Source organism: Paenibacillus sp. LRG-1, from assembly GCF_057220305.1.
In genome coordinates, this window is record NZ_CM170126.1 from 3871915 (window position 1) to 3894251 (window position 22337).

The 22337-nt window shown below is 47.8% G+C and carries 2 protein-coding genes; both read right to left on the bottom strand.

Going from position 1 to position 22337, the window contains the following annotated elements; translation table 11 throughout:
* Positions 1–19 precede the first annotated feature (19 nt).
* Positions 20–8896, bottom strand: coding sequence for an SDR family NAD(P)-dependent oxidoreductase (locus tag ACUUJN_RS17215; protein ID WP_484668736.1), 8877 nt, complete (start codon positions 8894–8896; stop codon positions 20–22).
* A gap of 31 nt (positions 8897–8927) precedes the next feature.
* Positions 8928–22328, bottom strand: coding sequence for an SDR family NAD(P)-dependent oxidoreductase (locus ACUUJN_RS17220; RefSeq protein ID WP_484668737.1), 13401 nt, complete (start codon positions 22326–22328; stop codon positions 8928–8930).
* Positions 22329–22337 lie beyond the last annotated feature (9 nt).

Here is a 22337-nt window from a genome sequence, read left to right on the forward strand (position 1 = left end):
ATCGGTTCCCTGTTTATGTTTAAAACAGGGTTATCGGTAGGGGGATTCTGCGAACATCTTTATCCTCATGGAGTGCCTCCCATGAAATCCTGCCCCCCTGGCTCCAATACATCGCTATATTTTCCATATTTTTCTCCTCTAGCAGCAATTGAGAAACGGTCTCTCCTATTTTCCCTGAGAGAAGCGCACTCGTATTTGAGTCTTCTGCACTTTCTCCTATAAATAAAGGAATAGATGCCCCTTCGGGCCCGTTGCCGCTATCGGCTATTTCGAGAAGTTCCCTAAGACCCGTGAGTAGATCCTGCCGCGTATTCGCTACGATTGCCGCCCGGCATGTCATCGCTTCGCGGCCTGTCTGAAGTGTAAAGGCAATATCTTGTAAGGCATCATCGCTCTGCTGCTCCAGATATCCCAGTAATTGATTGGCAAGCGCCATCAGTCTCTCACGATTTATGTCCGAGAGAATCACCACTTGGGGCTGATCTGCCACTCGTAAATGAATGTTGTCTTTTTCTGAAGGGATATATTCTTCCAGAATGAAATGCACATTAGAGCCTCCCGCACCAAAGGAGCTTACGGTTGCCCGCAACGGGAATTCCCGTTCTTCTCCCTGAATCTCAATTACAGGCCGCTCCCATTCCTGAACCTCCCGCTGCAAATAAAATGGAGTATTACTGAAATTAATATTAGGGTTAAGCTTCTCGGCCTTAATGGTAGGAACCAGTTTTCGATGCCACAATTGCAATATGACCTTGGTTAGCTGTGATATTCCCGAAGCCGCTTCTGCATGCCCTATATTGGATTTGACTGAGCCAATGGCACAAAATTGCTGCTCGGTCGTGAATTTCTGGAATGCTTTATTCAAAGCAGCAAGTTCAATAGGGTCTCCCAATGTAGAACCATTTGCGGCTGCCTCTACATAACTGATCGTCCGGGGGTCTATACCGGCTTTCAAAAAGTTTTCTTCGACTAGTTGCGCCTGCGCATTGGGGTTAGGGATTGTATATCCATTGCTATGTCCCCCATGATTGGTTGCCGTGGATTTAATAACCGCTAAAATGCAATCTCCATCCTGTACAGCCTTATGAAGCGGTTTTAAGAGTACCGCTCCAACTCCTTCCGCTGGAAGGTACCCATCCCCATCTGCAAAGCTTCTGCTATCTTCATGACTTCCAATCAACTGATTTTGACTGGATTCAATATACTTTTTGGGACTAGTCAATAGATTCCCCCCGCCAGCTACCGCTATTTGACACTCTCCCCTGATCAGGCTTTCACATGCCATATGGACAGCTACAGCTGAGGAAGAGCTCATCGTATCAATGGATATGCTCGGTCCCTGGAAATTGAAATAATGCGACATGGGATTTGCGACTGCAACAGACCCAAATGATGTTACCCGTTGGGCAGAGTCCGGTTCGATATCACAGGAGCAGTATTTGTGATACGTAGCGCCCACATAGACGCCAACCTTGTTCTGGTGCTTCTTCTGTAATGCCTCTCGCGTATATCCTGCACTTTCAAGCAAATTCCATATTATTCCCAGGAAAAGTTGCTCCATCGGGTCCATTAAACTGATCTCATAGGGGGTGAGATGAAAGAATGCTGGCTCTGACAGGCTTATTCGTTCCATGAAACCGCCCCACTTGCAGTAGGTTTTTCCCGGCTTGTTTCTCTCCTTGTCAAAATAAAGATCGTGCTCCCAACGGTCTTTTGGAACTTCGGTAATGCAGTCCTTGCTATCTTGGAGATTGCTCCAGAACTCCTGAAGATTTTCCGCCCCTGGATATTTCCCGGACACCCCGATGACAGCAATGTCCATCGCTCCTGTTTCTTGTTTCTTCTCCTCCTGAGCCTCTACCTCGGTTGCCGAAAATTGGGGACGACGGAATATCGGAGAAGGGGCTTTTACCTGCTCCATACCAAACCATTCAATCAATTCGCCTCGATGCGATTCCAGGAAATATTCTATTAAACTCTGGATATTCGGATATTCAAAAAGTAAGGTCCTCGATAGCGGGCCGAAGTTTTTTTCCAGCTCATCGGTTAATTCCATTGACTTTATGGAGTCAACACCATAGTTTTCTAGATTTTTGTCCTCTTCAATGCGATGTTCCGGCAGTCCAGTGGACGAAGAGAGCAGGCTCTTTAGGTAACTTGTCATTTTTTCACGCAGTAGCTCTTCTTCCTGGCTGGACACTGCCTTATTTGTTATAGAAGTTGGTTCGGCATTTTCACCCGCAGCTGTTGCCTGATCTATGCCAAACAAAGCGATCAATTGGTCTCGATAGGCTTCCACAAAATATTCCGTCAAACTCCGAATATTTGGATATTCAAAAAATAGAGTCCTCGACACCTGATAGAACGTTTTCTCCAGCTGGTCTGTCAACTCCATAGACTTTATAGAATCAACCCCATAATTTTCAAAAGGTGTATCCTCTTCGATTCGATATACGGGCAGGCCGATGGACGTTGAAAGCAGGGTCTTCAAGTAATGGACCGTCTTTTCACGCAGCAGGTCCTCTTCTCTGCCGGACACTTCCTTGTTTGCTGCAACAGTTGTGTCGGCTTTCGCGCCTGCAACCGCTACCTGATCTATGCCAAACAAAGCGATCAATTGGTCTCGATAGGCTTCCACAAAATATTCCGTTAAACTCCGGATATCCGGATATTCAAAAAATAGAGTCCTCGACACCTGATCGAATGTTTTCTCCAGCTGGTCGGTCAACTCCATAGACTTTATAGAATCAACCCCATAATTTTCAAAAGGTGTATCCTCTTCGATTCGATATACGGGCAGGCCGATGGACGATGAAAGCAGAGTCTTCAAGTAATGGACCGTCTTTTCACGCAACAGGTCTTCTTCCTGGCCGGACTCTGTCTTCTTTGCTGTGGAGGAAACGATGTATGCTTCAGCTTCTGATCCGATCGCCTGATCCCGGGATGCTTTGCCGCTTTCTTCAAGCTGTCCCTCCATGATCATCATGTTGCTGATTAGATCTACGTCTCCTTCGATCACCATGACCTGATCCGAAATACAGGCTATGCTTTGGTACAGGGCGCTCATTCCTGTCTCTGTCCTCATCGCATACATACCCACCTTCTGCATGGCCTTCTCCGTCTCCTGGTCAGGCCGCATTCCGCCATCTTTCCATAACGGCCAATTGATGGACAGCGTTTTGCCTGTACGCTCCATGAAGGATACCAAGGTATTGCGGTACCAGGCATATGCGTCCATAAAAGCATTCGCGGCAGCATAGTCAGACTGACCTGCATTACCACCCACTCCCGAACCTGACGAAAAAAGGATAAAGAAGTCAAGAGCAATGTCCTTACTGGCTTGGTCCAGATTTACCAGTCCCGCAACCTTTGGCGCCAGCACTGCCCTGAATTCCAGGCTAGTCTTTTTAATAATATAGTTATCCTGGATGATTCCAGCACTGTGCAGGATGCCGTTGATTCCGCCGTATGTCTGTTTGATATCTTCAATTAAGCCAACCACAGCTTCCTTCCGCGTGACATCCGCCTGCTTGTATCCTACCCGGGCGCCCAATGCCTTCAATTCCTCCAATGAGGTCTGCTTGTCCTGATCCAGTAGGGAACGTCCAGTAAGAATCAAAGTCACTTCCTTGGCCTGACGCGCAATCTCTTTAGCAAAAATAAGACCTAAACCCTTTGCTCCTCCAGTAATCAAATAAACCCCGCGGTCTTTCCATGGAATATCCGGTGTTTCTGACGGCATTTCTGCTTTACTCCAGACAGGAATCCAACGTTTGCCTTCTGCAAACCGGATGCGGCTATCCGCAGGGTGTCGGCTGCTCGTCTTTAGTATTTCAATGAGCCCTTCCATTTTTTCTGTACCCTCAACTTCAATTAACTGACCATGGATCTTTGGATTTTCCTTTTGCGCAGTTTTGAGTATGCCGCACAGCCCAGCGAAGAGCAGCTTTTCATGTTGAGGCATCGTTACAATCTGCACCAGCACCTTGCCTTTGGGTTTGTCATTCAGGATACTTTTTATCTTCTCAAAAACCTGGACAGCATACATTTCGAAGCGGCGATCGACCTCCTCCATTCCGGATTGCAGAGTGATACATTCCACTCCTGCCAAGGAGGACTCAATATCTCCAGCAGCAATGGTATCTGTTTCGCAAAGCATTACCACATGTCGTTCGTAAATGGGAACCATCGTGTCCTCCGCAACCGCCTGTTCTTTCCAGAAGGGTTGGAGCATCATTACACCAAGTGTTTTCTCACATGCGTCCACTTCCTTGTAGGAGCATCCTTTTATGCGCACGCAGACCTGGCCTGCCTCATCACACAAATCAATGTCATACTTCTGCGTATTATGACCAGCCCCGCTTCCTCTGCTATACCGGATCAACGCCCACATTTCACAGGGACATTCCCGAAATATTTCGAGTCTCTCAATGGCAGTCGGCCGTATTTTCTGTAGAGGGTCAATGCCTGAAGGCCGCATGATATTTTCATCATTCGAAAACAAGTATGCCGGCGGCATTTGCAAAGCAGCATTTATTATAAAGGGATGCAAAACAAATAAGCCCTCAGTATTCCTAATACCGGAAGGCAACGATAGCTTGGTCAGCACTAACCCCTGTCCTATATGCACTTGTTCATTGGCCTGATGTCCCGGACTGTAGTCGGCTCCCATGCCCCACACTGCTTCATCGTCTATCCCAGTCGAAACATGCTGAAAGCACTCCATCTGCAAAGTCTGTATACCCCACGTTTCCGCTTCATTTAACATCTTCAGTTCGGCACTACCCTGGCTGTGTAAGACAGGGTCCCCGGCTTCTGTTAATCTGCTGTAGATTTTGAAGCCAATCGCTCCTTGATCTCCCGGAAAGAGCCCTATATGTATTTCTAACGGCTGATCTCCTATAGCGGGAGCATGTGTCCATACAATATCTTTAATAATGATGTTTGCCTGACCCTTCTCCTGTACTGTTAACGACTGCTCAACCGCTGCCCGCACCATTTCAAGGCATGCCGCTTCTGACAGGACAAGCTTTCCGTCAACTAAGGAGTTTTTCAGATAAAACTCCTGGCCGTTAAAGGTTGAACTAAATCTTTGCTCAGAAAGTACGGAGGTGTTTTGATGCAGTAATGGATGTAGATGTGCAGCCGCATTGGCGACAGGCTTTTCTTCATCTACATGTATCCAATAGCGTTCTCTGGCAAAAGGATATGTGGGTAAAGGGATACGGCGGGGCTGGACATTACCGTAAAGTCTGCTCCAGTCCATATGGACACCCTTGACCCACAAGTCTGAGATTCTTCCATACTTTTCCGCTAGAATCTGTAAATCAACTGTTTCATCGAGCGTTTTCTCCTCTGAGGCCATGTTCAAGCTCTCCTTGTCCCGCTTGGCCTGTCCCCGGTAAAGGTGTGCAATACTCTGTCTTCCTCCAATAAAGTCCCGCAACTTGTTTTTAAGTTCCTCCACTGACTCAACGACCACAGCGAGGCGCTCTTCCATCGCCTCACGTCCTGTCTGCAAGGTATAAGCCACATTCACCAGATCGTGATCGGAAAACTCATTCCGATCCATTACAGTAGCCAATTGGCTTACCTGCTCCTTCAATGCTCCATCACTTTTTGCCGACAGAACTATGACGACTGGTCTTGGAGGAGTAAAGGGATTTTGAAAGTCATCCTGTTCCACAGGGAGGTATTCCTCAAGGACGATATGAGCATTAGCCCCACCGGCTCCAAAGGAAGATATCCCGGCGATCCTCGGGTATTCCCGTTGCTCGCCGTCCTCCTCCACTATCGGACGCTCCCATTCAGAAAGCCCCTGTTGGACTACAAATGGCGTTTTGGAAAAGTTTATATTAGGGTTCAGTTTTTGGGAATGCAGGCTAGGGGCAATTTTCCGGTTTTTCATTTGCAAGATGATTTTAGCGATGCCTGCAATCCCTGCGGCCGCCTCTAAATGGCCTATGTTTGATTTTACCGAGCCGATAGCACAAAACCCCGTGTCCTGCGTATCTTTCTTAAATGCCTGGGTAAGCCCGGTGACTTCAATAGGATCACCGAGCTCCGTTCCAGTACCGTGGGCCTCAATATAACTGACTGCCCGGGCATTTACGCCTGCTTTATCAAAAGCCTCTCTAATCAGTTCACCCTGTGCTACCGGGTTAGGCACGGTATACCCGTTTGTTTTTCCTCCATGGTTGATACGGGTTCCCCGAATAACGGCATAGATATGGTCCTTGTCTGCAATGGCTCGTGACAAAGGTTTGAGCAGCACAACCCCTGCACCTTCGCCAGGGACAAATCCATTCCCGCCTTCCCCAAAGCTTTTACACCGCCCCTCAGGCGATAGCATTCTCATCGTACTGAGAAAGATATAGCTTGAAGGATGAAGATATAAGTTGACTCCTCCAGCAACAGCCATTTCGCATTCACCGTTAAAGATATGCTCACAGGCCTCGTGGATTGCAGTTAATGAGGAAGAGCACATGGTATCAACCGGGATACTGGGCCCCTTTAAGTTCAAGAAATAGGATATTCTGTTGGCTACCGAGCTGAAGGAGGTTCGCGGAAAGACGGGTTGTCCTTGTTCCCACAGCTTTGGCCCGTATAAATTGAACCCCGTTCCGGTAATTCCTGCAAAGACGCCAATCCGGCCATTATACTGTTCGGCGAGCTGTTCCCTGCTATATCCTGCATCCTCGAAAACCTTCCAGCATTCTTCCAGGAATATTCGCTCCTGAGGATCCATACTCATCGCTTCCCGGGGAGATATATTAAAGAAGAGAGGATCAAAATCTGCAAAATCCTCCACAAATCCTCCATATTTACTATAGCTTTTGCCCTTCTCAACAGCTTCTTTGATGTCGGAACAGTAGAAACCTTCCCTCTTCCAGCGTTCCGCAGGGATTTCTGTTATACAGTCTTTGCCCTGTTCCAGATTGCTCCAGTACTCTTCCATATTTTTGGCCTGCGGATATCGTCCACTTACACCAATAATGGCTATTGGCTCGTGTTTCACACGGTCTCTGTTAGTAGCCGTGTTGCAGATACGATTGTTTTCTTCCTTTGGCAGGGGTGACAAAGAAAACTCGCTGGCAGCATGCAAGGTTGCGGAAATGGAGACGGATTTCTCTTCCGTCTTTATCGGGCTTCCGATTCCTGTCCACCGTACGCATTCCTTGTGATAATCAGCAATAAAATATTCGGCCACTGCTTCCAACGTCTGATATTCATAAAACAAGGTCATTGATATTTCTCCAAAAATCCCCTGCAGCTTTTGATTAAGCCTTGTAATCATGATGGAGTCTATGCCATAGCTTTCTAAAGGCTCGCTGACATCAATTTTGTCAATGCTCAGCTTGGTAACTTCTCCAAACAATAGTTTTAGCTGATGTAAGGTTTTTTCAAGAAGCAGTTCAAGATTCACCTCTGAAGAAGCTGACTCTTCAACATATTCTTTCTCCTGTGGTTGGGACGCCAGGAAATACTTTTGCAATTTGGATTGCTCACCTTCTATTACTAATAACTGATTCAGGCCAGCGGCCAGACCGTTATATAAAGCCTGGATACCGTTTGAAGCTTGCATGGCTACCATGCCAATACTTTGCCAAGCCCTCTCCGTGTCATCGTCCACATGCATCCCTCCATCCTTCCAAAGAGGCCAATTGACAGATAGCGTCTGCCCTTTGCGCCCCTTTGAGGATACAAGGCTGTTTCGATACGCGGCATAGGCATCCATAAAGGCATTAGCGGCAGAATAGTCGGCTTGACCGGGGTTGCCCATAATCCCAGCTATTGAGGAGAAGAGAATAAAGAAATCCAGATGTAGCTCCTTGGTCTCCTGATCTAAGTTCACCAGTCCGGCAACCTTTGGTGCCATTACTTCCGCGAACTCTTCCTGTGATTTATTCATAATAAAACGATCCTGTATTACTCCAGCACTATGAAGGATACCATCAAGGCCTCCATACTCTTCCCTGATCTCAAGGATCAATTTGGAGACCTCTTCCTTCTGTGCTACATCTACCTGTTTGTACTTAACGCGGACCCCCAGCGCCTTCAGCTGCTCCAATATGGCCTGTTTGCCTTCGTCTGGATTTGAACGGCCTACAAGAACTAGCGTGGCTTCCCTGACTCGCTGGGCGATATCCTCCGCAAAAATAAGTCCTAAACCTCCTGCACCACCCGTAATCAAATAAGTCCCCCGATCCTTCCAGGGTACTCTTCCCGTTGTCTCAGTGGGTTTCATCTCGTTCCAACCGAGAACCAAACGTTTACCATCCTCATACCGTATCCTTTTATTCTTTGGATATTGACTGTTCTCTTTTAATTTCTCAATGACCTCTTCCAGACCTACAGATTCCAATTCTACGAGTTGCCCTACGATTTTCGGGTTTTCTTTCTCAGCTGTCTGCAGTAATCCCAATAGTCCTGCGAAAGGTTGCTGTGCGCTTTGTGCGGAAACTGCAATCTGTATCAGTACGCTACCCTTGGATTCCTCTGTGAGAACCATTTGCACTTCCGTGAGCAGCTGGAGGGCATACGCCTGAAAGCGTTCATCCATGCTGCTTTGGCTGGCATGCAGCTTGATGCAACGGGTTCCTTTCATGAGCGATTCAATGCTTCGCTCCGCGAAATGATCCAGTTCGCAAAGCACCACCAGATGCTGGCTAAATTCAGGGCGTGCCACTTTCTGATGAGCAACTTGCTCTTTCCAGAAAGGCTCAAGCATAAGGACTCCCGTATCCGCCAAGGACCCCGCAGTCCCTGTTCCGCTTTGCGGGGCCTCATGTGAAACCATTTGAGCTTGAAATTGGCGTATTTTTACAATGGCATCCTCTTTCTGTATCCGTCCGCTTTTTACCTCGCCTAGAATATATTGAAAAAAATCCTTCATCTTCTATTGCCTCCCAGCACGTAGAAACTTCTCATTTACGTATACATATATTGAGGATTTCACTGGCAGCCTCATCAACAGACAGGGTATCGTTCATCATTTCATCCAAGAGTCTGCCGCACAATATATCATCAAAGTCTACATCGCTCTCACCTTGCGAAAATAATACATAGGCTTTTACTTGATCCTTGCTTTCAGAAGTCCAGTAATGCTCTTTAGCAAAAGGGTAGGTAGGCAGGCTGATACGGTGAGGCATCTTCCCTGTGTAAAGTTTTTTCCAATTCAAATTTATCCCTTTGGCCCACAGCTCCAAAAGCTTGGTATATTTCTTTTTGGAAATCCAAAGATCGATCATTTGTTGCAAGTCTTCGTCCCCCGAAAAAATAGACAACGATTCTCTGTTACGTTTAGCCTGTCCTCTATATAGGTTGAGCATGTTATGGCGTCCATCCACAAAACTCTTTAATTTTTCCTCAAGCTCTGCGGTAGATTCCACAAGTATGGCTAAACGCTCCTCCATCGCTTCGCGCCCCACCTGAAGCGTGTAAGCAATATCCGATAGGCTTGCGGAGAATAGCTGCTCCTGAAGAGCATTCAGCAGCTGCCGTCCCTTTTCCTTAAGCTGCTCCTCGCTCTTGGCTGACAACACGATCATGACAGGTCCCTGAGAAGCGGATTCTGCTCCAGACTGTTCCTGATACTCGGGAATATACTCTTCAATCACGATATGGGCGTTTGCCCCGCCTGCACCAAAAGACGATATTCCAGCCCGTCTTGGATATTCTTTTGTGATTCCATCAGTTGTAATTACCGGTCTCTTCCATTCCTCCAGGCTTTGCTGAACGATAAATGGAGTATTGTTGAAATTAATTTCAGGGTTCAACTTCCTTGAATGTAAGGATGGTACTAGCTGGCTGTGCTTTAGCTGCAACAATATTTTAGTCACTCCTGCAATGCCTGCTGCACTCTCACAATGGCCTATATTGGATTTGACCGCCCCTATGGCGCAGAACTGCTTATCCTTTGTAAATTTTTCGAATGCCCTTGTCAGTCCTGCAATTTCAATAGGATCTCCCAGAGCTGTTCCGGTTCCGTGGGCTTCAATATAACTAACTGTCCTTGCATCGACATCCGCACGCTGGAGCGCTTCTTCAATCAACCAGGATTGAGCTTGAGGGCTAGGTACTGTATAACCGCTGGTTTTACCTGAAGCATTAAGCATGCTCCCTTTGATTACTCCATAAATATGGTCGCCATCTGCAATCGCCTTCTCCAACGGCTTCAACACGATCGCGCCGACACCCTCTCCGTCGACGAATCCATCTGCCTGATCTCCGAATGACTTACATTCACCCGTTTTAGAAAGCATCGTCATAGCCGACAGCTTGATATAGTGGATAGGGTCTACAATCAAGTTGACTCCCCCGGCAATGGCACACTCGCTTGTACCGCTATACAGGCTTTCCAAAGCCAAATGGATCGCCGTCAATGAGGAAGAGCAAGCGGTATCTAAGGACATACTCGGACCTTGGAAATCCAAATGATAGGAAACCCGGTTTGAGATGGAATTATATTGAGGTCCCAAACCGTAATTTCCGTTCATAACACCTGCAAATACACCGACTCTTCTACTCTCACAAAGATTGGCAGGGGTATACCCAGCATCCTCTATGCTTGCATATGCTGCTTCCAGGAAAAGTCTTTCCTGCGGATCCATTGTTTCGGCTTCTGCGGGAGAAATCTTGAAAAATAACGGATCGAATAAATCAATGCCTTCGATAAAACCGCCCGATTTCGTATAGATTGTGCCCCTTTTCCCTTTTTCTTGGTCAAAGTAGGTCTTCCAATCCCAACGGTCTTTCGGAATTTCAGTTATGCAATTTTTACCTTCTCTTAGATTGTTCCAATATTCCTCTATATTACGAGCTCCCGGATAGCGTCCTGACAGCCCAACAATCGCAACATCCCTGATATTGGAGGATCGTGTCGTTGGCTTTTCCTTTGTGCTGTCAGAAGGCTTAAGGAAACGCCCTCCCCGGTCAAACTTCATTGGGACAGTAGCGAGTAATTGCAAAGCAGGGACCTCTTCAACTCTGGAAGTCTCTTCGGTCAACTCCTGTTCCTTCATTCCTACCAGCTTCTTCAACGAATCCTTTTGCGTTTGAAGAAGGTATGCTACTAGATCATCTATGGTGTTGTACTCAAAAAACAGCGTGCTGGCAAAATCTTCGATGACTTCACGCAAAACATTTGTGATTTGCACAACCAATATCGAGTCGATTCCATACTCTTCCAGGGCAACCGTTGAGTCGATACTTCCCGGTTCCATTTTTAGCGTCTCACCAAGCAAATGTTTAAAGTACGCCGTACTTTTTTCACGCAGCACATGCTCTACCTCTGCTTGTGCTACCTCTATTTTGGGTTGAGATTGTTGTTTCACTGATACTGTTTCTACGGTTCTTTTCTCTATCAATATTGATCTTCGTTTGTGCTGTCGCTTTTGCCGAACCAAGCCATCGCTTTGGGCTGCAACAATCTGCTGGCCCCAATCATGCGCCTCTTGCGCTGGGAAGAACGCTGCATGGAAACCTTCTTTGTCCAATACGGTTTTCCATATTTGAGGGTGAAGCCCTGGGCATCCAGGAATACGCCATTCCGGATCCTCATACGCCCACCAGCCATCTAGCAATCCGAAGGTAAGGTGGGTAAACACGCTACTACCTGTGATTTCATTGAGCAGGAGCAAGCCGTTGCTTTTCAAAACCGCTTTTGCATTACGTAACGCCTGGCGGATGTCTTTTGCGGTATGAAGTACATTAGCGGCAATGACAATATCATATTTACCCGTCTCAACACCTTGCCCAGCAATAGGTTCTTCAACATTAAAAATCTGGTAGCTGAGATACGGATTATGCGGCCCATACTCTTTTTCCGCGTGCATCAAAAAGGCTTTGGAAATATCGGTATAGCAATATTCCTCAATGTGTTTGCGGTATGGGCGCAATTTCAGGAATAGCGTGGCACTGGTCCCTCCGGTGCCCGCGCCGATTTCCAGAATTCTGATTTTCGCAGTGGAGTCGGCCATAATCCTCTCCTGAATATAAGCGGCAGTCGTATCGGCAAGTACTTCATTAAAGTAGTCCACCACCAGATTGTTCTTATAAATTCCTTCCACTAGTTCCATTGAGGAATTGGGAAAGATGACTTCAGTCGCAGGCGATTTTCCGGTAAGCACTTCCGGTAAAGCCCGTAGCGTTGTCTCAACCAAATTAACCCTTGCTCTCATCTGCGGATATTGCAGCCATGTACGCTTGCGCTCTTCCCATTCCTGCCAGACATCATCTCGATCCGTCAAGCTGGAGTTTCTACCTGATAGGTCGTTATCCATCTGTGCCAAAATCTCCATGCTCTCTTTCAGCCATTTGCCATATAGCTCAGGTAGTCCGAGTTTATTTTTGAACTCGTCGACAGACTGACGATCTGTCCCTGATAACCCCATGGACAAGAGCTGCTCCTGCAACAACCTGTGTAGGAGATGTTCCATCTCCCTTTCCTGGAGGTCGCCCATATTGTCTGCAGCATAGTTTTCGATAAAATGGCTTCTTGATTGTATTGCTGAAGCAATATTTTCCTGTATATCCCTGAGATTCGGATCCGAATTAGGCGGGTAGAGATCAATCTCTTCCGTCGGATTAGTCCCTTCCATCTCCAGATGTCTTGTTGTTTTCATAAGCCCCATTTGGTCTATCGGTGAGGCAAGAAGCGTCTCAAGCGCCTCCATCCCCTCCTGCGGGTCAATGAGCCCAACACCTATTTGCGCCAGTCTGGAGTAATTTTCTACCTCCTGCCCTCCATTTTGAGAGGCATTGTTTTCGCCGCTACCCCAGTATCCCCAGTTCATGACCTTCACCGGACAACGCCATTCCTGCGAAAGACGATGCGCAAACGCGTCTTTAAAGGTACTTCCGGCAGCATAGCTACTTTGTCCCGGATTCTTTACATAGGTAATCATGGAAGAGAAGAACAATACGAAATCCAACGGCTCATTTTGGAAGACCTGAGCCATGCGTACACTGACATCAACCTTTGCTGAAAGCCCTGACCGGAGCTCTTCCTCCGTCAAATCTTCCAAGCCCTTCTCCAAAAATGAAATAGCTGAGTGCACCACTCCGTTTATGTTGGAGTACTGCTGTTTTATTTCCTCATATGCCCGCTGCAGCTCCCTTTCGTCTGCTACATCCGCCGTGATATAGCATGGAACAGGTCCCAGGCCTTCAAATCCGTCCAGTTTGGCCTGGATAGAGGCATCCTTTTGCCTTCTGCCTAGCCACACCATCTGGGCCTGGTAGGTACAGGCCATATACTTGCTCCAAGCCTCTCCGATAGTGCCGGCACCCCCGATGACCACATAGACGCCTCCGGTTTTGTATAGCGTCTGTCCTTTTAAACCTGAAGTCTGTTTGAATGGGACCAAGTGCTGCCGGTACCACTGCCCATTTCTGTAAACCCACATCCGTCCTTGTCGGTCCGAAGGCAGCGTAAACATATCCGATAGCGGCCAGTCATCATCGGATTGCAGGTCAAGGATACGGATTTTCCAGTTCGGATATTCTTTGGCCATGGTGCCTACCAGCCCATGAAGACTTGCGTGAGTCGGGTTGACTGTATTGTTCTGATCCATCGGCTGAGCTTGATTGGTTATCGTTGTCCAGCCTAGCTTTTTCGTCCCGTATCCCAATAAAAGCATCGCTTTGACCATTCTAAAGAAGAGAAGGACTCCCTGCTCCTGTTCCTTGATCAAGGACTCGGCAGTCACCGATTCGCCGGAAACACAGGGTGCAATCCACAGGATATGGTCAACGGCTCCATATTCTTCTACCTTTGAGGCAACTGTTTCAATGGAATCGTGCGCTTGAAGCTCCAAGAAATGCGCCCTAGGATAATACTCCCGGATGGCCTGTCTGTCTTTGTCAGTACCACCTGCAATGACCAATCGGTCTGTCGGTGACGGGGAAACGACATCTTTTTTTACAGCAGCAGGGTCCCATTTCGGGATGAGCATTACGGATCCTACAAGCGGGTCGGCGGCACTTTCTCCTGCCGCTGCGCCTTGTGCATTTTCAATGCCGACTTCTCCTTCCAGCGCCCGGGTGGATAATCCTGTTATTCTGACGCAAATAGTTCCTTCCTCATCACACAAGTCAATATTAAGCTTCTGTACCTTGTCTTCTTTCTTGCTGCCCTCGCTGTATTGAATCAACGACCACATGGTCGGGGTGCATGCCCCATAAATCTCAAACTCTTGGAGGGCAAACGGCATGTGAGGCGTAGCTGGTACAGCGCTACCCGGTAGCCCTCCGTTCTCTTGGCCCATGATTAGCCCGATCGATGCATGCAAGGCCGAATCCAGCAAGCTGGGGTGAAGGACCAAGCTGTCCGTCATATTAGAAATAAAGGAAGGCAATGCCAGCTTGGCTAGCACCCTGCCCGGATGTGTATATACCTTCTCCACACATCTGTATGCCGGGCCATAATCCATTCCCATTTCCTCGAAGATTTCGTAACATTGCGATCCGTTAAACCTGTGTTGACCAAAATCTGCCTGTAACGCCTTAAGGTTTAGTGTCGGTTTTTGCTCTACGCAAACCTGCACCGCATCACCTTGGCTATGCACGGTATGCCCTCTTTCGCTTCCTACTTGCCCGCTATACACTTCAAAGCTGATTTTTCCGGTGTCTTCCAGAGAGAGCCTGGTGTGTACAGGAACTGGCTGGTTGTCCACCACAATGGGCCGAATCCAGTTTACATTTTTCAAACGGATTCCTGTTGTGCTGTTGTCCATATCTCCTGTGGAACGTTCTACAGCCGCCCGTACCATCTCAAGATAGGCTACGCCAGGCAGAACCTTTTGGCCTTTCACAACATGATCCTTGAGGAAAAATTCCTCGCCTGTAAACGTTGAACTGAACCGCTGCTCCAGAAAGTCTGAAGTGTTCTGATGCAGTAAAGGTGTCAAAAAGGATGATTGGGACGAAGCGGCTTCTGTTATTGCGGCGCTCTTTTCCTCATGTACGGGTATCCAATAGCTTTCTCTGGCAAAAGGATAGGTTGGCAGACTCATCCTGCGAGGCTTCACATCCTCATAAAGCTTGTTCCAATCCAAAATCAGTCCCGTAACCCAAAGTTCAGCGAGCTTTCCATACTTCCCTTTGTCCACCCATGCATCAATCATTTTAGCCATATCTTCATCGACTTCCTGAGTGACAAGCCCTCCTCTATTACGCTTTACCTGTCCTCTATACAGTTCTTCTACGCCTTCCTTTTTTTGTAGGAAGCCTTCCAATTTCCAGTCAAGTTCTTGGATGGATTTTGCAATGATCGCCAGACGTTCGTCCATCGCTTCTCGCCCGATTTGCAGCGTGTAGGCGATATCTGAGAGACTTGTATGCGGGTCATTCAGTTCTCTGAGTGCAGACAGCAATCTTTGCACCTGCTCGTCCAGCCTTTCCTTATTTTTGGCCGACAACACGACTATGACAGGATTCAGGGATGCAGGAGCAGCTTGCTGCTGACTAGCTTCTTCTGGAATATATTCTTCGATGACCACATGAGCGTTAGAGCCCCCAGCACCAAAGGCCGATACTCCTGCTGCCCTTGGGTATTCTCTGGTTTCACCGTTGATAGCAACTACTGGTCTTTTCCACTCTTCTAACCCCTGCTGAACTTTAAAGGGACTATCGCTGAAGTCGATATTGGGATTTAAGGTACTTGCATGTAGCGAAGGCACGATTTGTTTATATTTCAACTGCATAAGCACCTTTGTCACCGCGGCGATACCAGCAGCACTCTCACAATGCCCGATATTAGACTTCGCCGACCCGATTGAACAGAACTGCTTATCGCCGGTATATTTCCGGAAGGCCTTCTGTAAGCCTGCAATTTCAATCGGGTCTCCCAGTGGAGTTCCTGTTCCATGGGCTTCTATATAGCTGATGGTTCTGGGGTTGATTCCTGCCTCCTTAATTGCCTGACCAATCACACGGGCCTGTGCATTGGGGTTAGGTACGGTATAGCCGTTGGTTTTCCCCCCGTGGTTCACTGCAGTTCCTTTGATAACTCCATATATCCGGTCTCCGTCTGCTATGGCCTTGGCTAATGGCTTGAGCAGCAAAGCCCCGACTCCTTCTCCCGGTACATATCCGTCTCCCTGTCCGAAGCTTTCACATCTCCCATTGCTTGATGCAAAACTTCCCTGTCCCAACAATAGGTATTTGTTAGGATGGATGGAGACGTTGACCCCTCCTGCTACTGCCAGTTCGCATTCTCCATGCTGTAGTCCATGACAGGCCATATGAATTGATGTCAGTGACGAGGAGCACATGGTATCTACAGCGATACTTGGCCCTTGAAAATTACAAAAATACGATACCCGGTTGGCAACCGCCGAGGCATTCCCGAGAAGCCCAATCATCCTTCCCTTGGCTTGTTCCTGGGCTCCATAGAGTTGATACTCATGGTACATCACTCCGACGTAAACCCCGACATTGCCTTCTATGCCGCCAAGCTCCCGCTCTGCACAAAGAATTTCTCTCGTATAACCCGCATCCTCTATCGTTTCATAAACGCATTCCAGGAATAAGCGCTCCTGCGGGTCCATCGTTTCCGCTTCCCTTGGCGAAATATTGAAAAACAACGGGTCAAACCAGTCCACTCCATCGATGAACCCTCCCCACTTGCTGTAGGTTTTTCCGGGCTTGCCTCTGTTTTCATTAAAGTACAGACTGTGATCCCAGCGTTCCTTGGGAATCTCTGTAATGCAATCCTTTCCATCCCTTAGGTTGTCCCAGAACTCTCGGATACCTAATGCTCCCGGATATCTCCCCGACACGCCAATAATTGCAATGTCTAATGCCTTCTTCTCCTGATGTGGTTGTATACCTGTCGGGAGAAGCCATGGACGCCTACGATTAGCCGATATCGAGGCTAAAGGCTCTATAGTTGCTTTTATAGGTACTTTCGGGCCTGCATCAGGAGCCGTATTCTTCTCTGTCGCTTCTATAGCATCAATCAGCCGACCGCGATACGATTCAAGGAAATAACTCGTCAATGACCGGAGATTCTGGTATTCAAAAAATAATGTTTTCGGTAGTGAGCCGAAAGTCTTTTCCAATTCATTGGTAAGCTGCATAACCAGTATGGAGTCAATCCCATACCTGTCCATTGGTGCATTTACATCTATACTTTCAGCGGGCAGCTTGATCACGGTTGAAAGTACCGTTTTCAAATAACCCTCCGCTTTTTCCCTTAGCCATTCTTCTCCGATAAGCGATGCTCCCCCGCTTTCCATTACAGATCGGCCTGAGACATCAGTTTCCGAGAGCTGGCCTAGAATTGCCGCTTTAATCCTTTGGGGGTACCCTTCGATCACCATAACCTGACTTCTGCCGGAAGACAGGCTTTGATACAAAGCTTTGATTCCATTCTCCGTTTGCATGGCAATCATGCCCAGGTCTTGCATCGCCCTTTCCGTTTCCAGGTCGACATGCATGCCTCCATCCTTCCACAGAGGCCAGTTTATCGACAGTGTTTGCCCCTGGCGCTGCTTTGCTGTCACCAAAGCATTTCGATAGGAGGCATACGCATCCATAAAGCCATTAGCAGCGGAGTAGTCAACCTGCCCTACATTGCCAAGGCTTCCTGCGCCAGAAGAAAATAAGATAAAGAAGTCCAGAGGCAGGTCTCTGCTGGCCTGGTCCAGATTCATCACTCCTGAGACCTTCGGAGCCAGCACTTCTCTAACCTCTTCTTTAGTCTTCTTGATGATGAAGTTGTCCCGAATCACTCCGGCTGTGTGCAAAATACCGTTAAGGCAGCCAAATTGCTCGACGATGCCATGAATTAGCCCGGTAACCGATTCGTTGTGGCCCACATCCGCCTGTTGGTACTCTATATGACCACCCAGCGCTCTCAGTTCGCTTAACAGAGCCTTTTGGTCCGCAGAAAGTGATGACCGACCCACCAATACGACGGTGGAGTTTTTCACATTGCGCACAATGTCTCTGGCAAAAATAAGCCCCAGGCCACCTAAGCCACCAGTAATGAGATAGATCCCACCATCTCTCCACGGCAGGTCTGCATCTTCACGTAAGGTTTCAATTTCTTGCCACATTAAAGCCTGTCGTTTGTCCCCTTGGTACCGTATCCGTTCGTTATGCCGGCCACTCCGGTTCCCTTGTAGTTTCTCAATGATTCCTTCGACATTATCCTCTACATCAAGCTCAAGCAGCTGACCCATGACATTCGGATTTTCTTTTTGAGCGGTTTTCAGCATTGCAAAGAGCCCGGAATAAACCTGTTGGTCCTTCCGAGCGTGGGTTGCAAGCTGTATCAAAACTTTCTGTTTGGGTATGTCTAGCAGGATACTTTGCAATTCTTCAAATATTTGAATGGTATAATCTTCAAACCGACTGTCCATATCCATGCTGGAGGACTGTAAAACAAGGCAGCGAGTACCATCCATGCGGGCTTCAATATCCTCCCCGGCGATACCATCCACTTCACACAGGATCACAACATGCCGGATATCGTCGTTAGCGTTCACCCCTGTGGTGACAGGCATCTCCTGCCAGATAGGCTCAAGCATCAGTGTACCCATATCCTCAGTGATGCTGGCTTGCCGCACATCTCCTTCCAAAGCTCTGGATAAAAGCCCTTTGAGCTGCACGCAAATCTTCCCGGTCTCATCGCACAGATCAATATCCACCTTGCTTAATCCATTCGACGTCTCTTCACTCCCATGTTGCGAGATCCGGGCCCACATCACTGGAGTGCATTTTTCGGATATCTTCAGTTCCTCCAAAGCAAAGGGTAACGCAGGCTTGCCTACAGGCAAATTTTCTTCCGAACCCATTACCAAGCCGATTGTGGCCTGCAAAGTTGAATCCATCAAAGCTGGATGCAGTACAAATTCAGTTTGAGTATGGAGTACAGCGGATGGTAGGGACAGCTTGGCCAGCACGTAATCCTTTCCTCGAAAGATTGCCTCAATGCCACGGTGTGCGGGTCCATAGTCTATCCCCATGGCTTTGAAAGCTTCATAGCATTGGCTCGAAGAAAGTGGTGTGAGGGTACAGTCTGCCCGTAAGACATTCAGGTCCAGATACTGTATCTCCCCAACCCTCGCCAACACAGCCATTCCCTGACTGTGTATAATACCTTCAGCGTCGGCCCCTTCCATCCCGCTGCATATTTCAAACGCAATCTCTCCATTGTCCTGGGGATATAGACTGATGAGTACCCTGACCGGTCCGTCTGCTACAACCACAGGCCGAGCCCATACGATATTTTTCAGCTGAATATGGGTCTCGCTTTCTACTACGGCCCCCACTGCCTCTTCTACAGCTGCTCGCACCATTTCGAGGTAAGCCACCCCGGGTAATGTTTGTTGACCCTTGATTCTGTGGTCTGACAGGAAAAATTCCCGGCCTGTAAAAGTAGAGCTATAACGTTGTCCGGAGAGATCGGAAATATTCTGATGCAATAAAGGATGAATTTGGGCAGTCATAGCCAGATTTACACTGCCTTGTCCAGTGTCTGTTTCGGATAACCAATAGCGTGCCCTTTCGAAAGGATAGGTCGGCAGACTGATTCGTCTGGGCTTGATATCTCCATAAAGTGCGTCCCATTCAATGCTTGCGCCATTGGCCCACAATTTGGCTACCTTATCAAGTCTTTTCTTCTCAGTCCAGGCCCGAACCAGGGTTCCGGTGTCTTCGTCCGAATCCAAGAGTTCGATTCCGCCACCTGGATAGTTCACACGGCCGATCAGCACTTTTTCCGACGATTTTCCGTTAATAAAATGTTCAAGTTCATCTATCAGATTTTCTCTTGAATCCGTCAAAAACGCGAGACGCCAGTCCATGGCCTCTCTTCCCACTTGCAAGGTATAGGCCAGGTCCGTGAGATTAACGCTTTCGTGCAACTTAACAAAATTTATCATATCTGCTGCATAGGTTTTCAAGGATTGTTCACTTTTAGCGGACAGCACAAATAGTCCCGGGTTGTCTTTACCCACTGGGGGTAGATTCACCGCAGAGACTACAGGAACATATTCTTCAATAACCATATGAGCGTTAGTGCCGCTAAATCCGAAAGAACTTACGCCCGCACGCCGGGGTACTCCCGGTTCGGGCTCCCAGCTTTGCAGACTGGTGTTAATATAGAACGGGCTATCCTCCAGAGAAATATGCTCATTTAAGGATTCGAAATGAATGGTAGGCGGCAATTGGTGGTGCTTCATGGCCAGCAGCACTTTCATCACACTGGCTACTCCGGCCGCAGTCATCATATGACCCATATTGCTTTTCAGTGACCCCAATGCGCAATAGCCCTTCTTGCTTGTATAGGATCGGAATGATTCCGTAAGTCCCTCCACCTCGATAGGATCACCCAGCTTTGTTCCTGTCCCGTGGGCCTCGACCATGGAGATGGTTTCGGGATGAATGTTAAACCGTCGATATACGTCTTTTTCCAGCGAGATTTGTGAATTTACACTTGGGGCAGTTATTCCGTTGGTTTTTCCATCCTGGTTCATTCCCCATCCCCGAATAACTCCATATATGGAGTCCTTGTCTCTGACTGCATCAGAGAGCCGTTTTAATAAAATGACCCCAACTCCTTCTCCGGGGACAAACCCGTTTGCACGGGCATCAAAGGTAAAGCACCGTCCATCCTTGGACAGCATTCCTGCCTTGCTAGTCATAACATGCATCCCCGGACCAGCCATAATCATGACTCCGCCTGCCAAAGCAAGGTCACTTGTTTCTAAAAGGAGACTGTTGCAGGCTTCAGCAATAGCTACCAGAGAGGAAGAGCATGCGGTATCAATAGCCAAAGAAGGACCTTTCAAATTTAGCAGATACGAAATCCGAGCGGATAGAATCGAAGGCGACCCTCCCATGAGAACCTGCGCATTTAACCCCTGCCCACTCATGGACCTCCCATAATCACTGGCTGCACAACCTACAAAAACACCGCAGCGGCTCTCCGACAGTGAAGCTGGATTTAATCCGGCATCTTCAATGCATTTCCAGCTGCTTTCAAGAAACAGGCGCTGTTGAGGGTCCATCATCTCTGCTTCTGCAGGGGATATATTAAAGAACAACGGGTCAAATTTATCTACATCCTCTAAAACACCCATCCATTTGCTATAGGTTTTTCCCTGAGCCTTGGGATCGGTATCGTAATATTCATCGATTGACCATCGCGTTGAAGGGATTTCCGATATACAATCCCTGCCCTGAGCCAGATTGTCCCAAAATTCAGCCAAAGTCCTGGATTCTGGGAATTGCCCTGCCATACCAATAATTGCGATAGACTCCTTATGTTCCTGACCGCGCGGCATATCTGGCATAGCTTTTTTAGAATCAGCATGCTTGACCGTTTTGTGGGAATCATTGCTATTCGGCAGCTGTCCATAGGCAAATTGAATCCGTTCTTTAACCTCTTGCTGATTTACAAACGTTTTATCCTGCATTTTTATTTCTTTTTCAATAGTAGCCGCCAGCTTTTCTCTTATCGATTGGGCCATATGGTTTTTCAGCTCAATTAATGACTCCCTGGGAGACTCGGACAGTTTTCTTGCCAGCTGCATGGCGTACGGCACCACTTCATTTCTCGGCACTACCGGAAAAGGAACCCCTTTGGTTTCCAGTTCCGAACCACTATATCTAGTACCTGTAAATAAAATTTCCTGTGCCATACTAACCCCGAATTTCTCAGGGAAAATCAGGGTCGAACCCGCTCCGGGAGTAAAGCCGTACTTCATAAAGTTAGTAGTATAGATGCTTTCCCGACTCATCACGATAAAATCGCAAAACATCCCCATGCACCAGCCAGCACCAATCCCATGTCCCTGCATAGCAGCGATGACGGGCAGCTTGCAATCCAAAGCAATCTTGTAAACATTGGTATCGCTATATTTCGCCTTTCCCTCATGGATAGCCAGCAACCCCTCTTGGGTGCCTCCTGTGGCAAAGTAGGTGTCATATCCCGTCAGAATCACAACTTTATAATTCTCGTTAGCCTGCACTGTCTCAAACGCCTGATTCAGGCCGATAATTAGTTCATCGGAAAATGTATTTTTGTGCGCCGTGTCCTTCATTTTCAACAAGACAATCCCGTGCTCAAATTCCTGCAATTCAACCACAGACTGTACCTTCATTTGGGAGGCGCTTATCTCCTGCCCATCCTCCGACGTGTGGAAGCTGTCCAATGGTTGCAACGTGAAAGCCCGTCCTTCTGATAATTCCTGTGGACTGGCTTCCAATGATTCATCCGGGAGCTCGCCAATAAATTGAAGCAATTGTTTTTCAGCATCTTCATAATTGATTTCCCCTGCTTGCACCGCACGAAAAATATCTTTTGAATCCATAAACATGTC

Excerpts from the sequence above, each read along its gene's own strand:
- ACUUJN_RS17215 (WP_484668736.1), bottom strand. The coding sequence starts at position 8,896 with ATGAAGGATTTTTTTCAATATATTCTAGGCGAGGTAAAAAGCGGACGG.
- ACUUJN_RS17220 (WP_484668737.1), bottom strand. The coding sequence starts at position 22,328 with ATGGATTCAAAAGATATTTTTCGTGCGGTGCAAGCAGGGGAAATCAAT.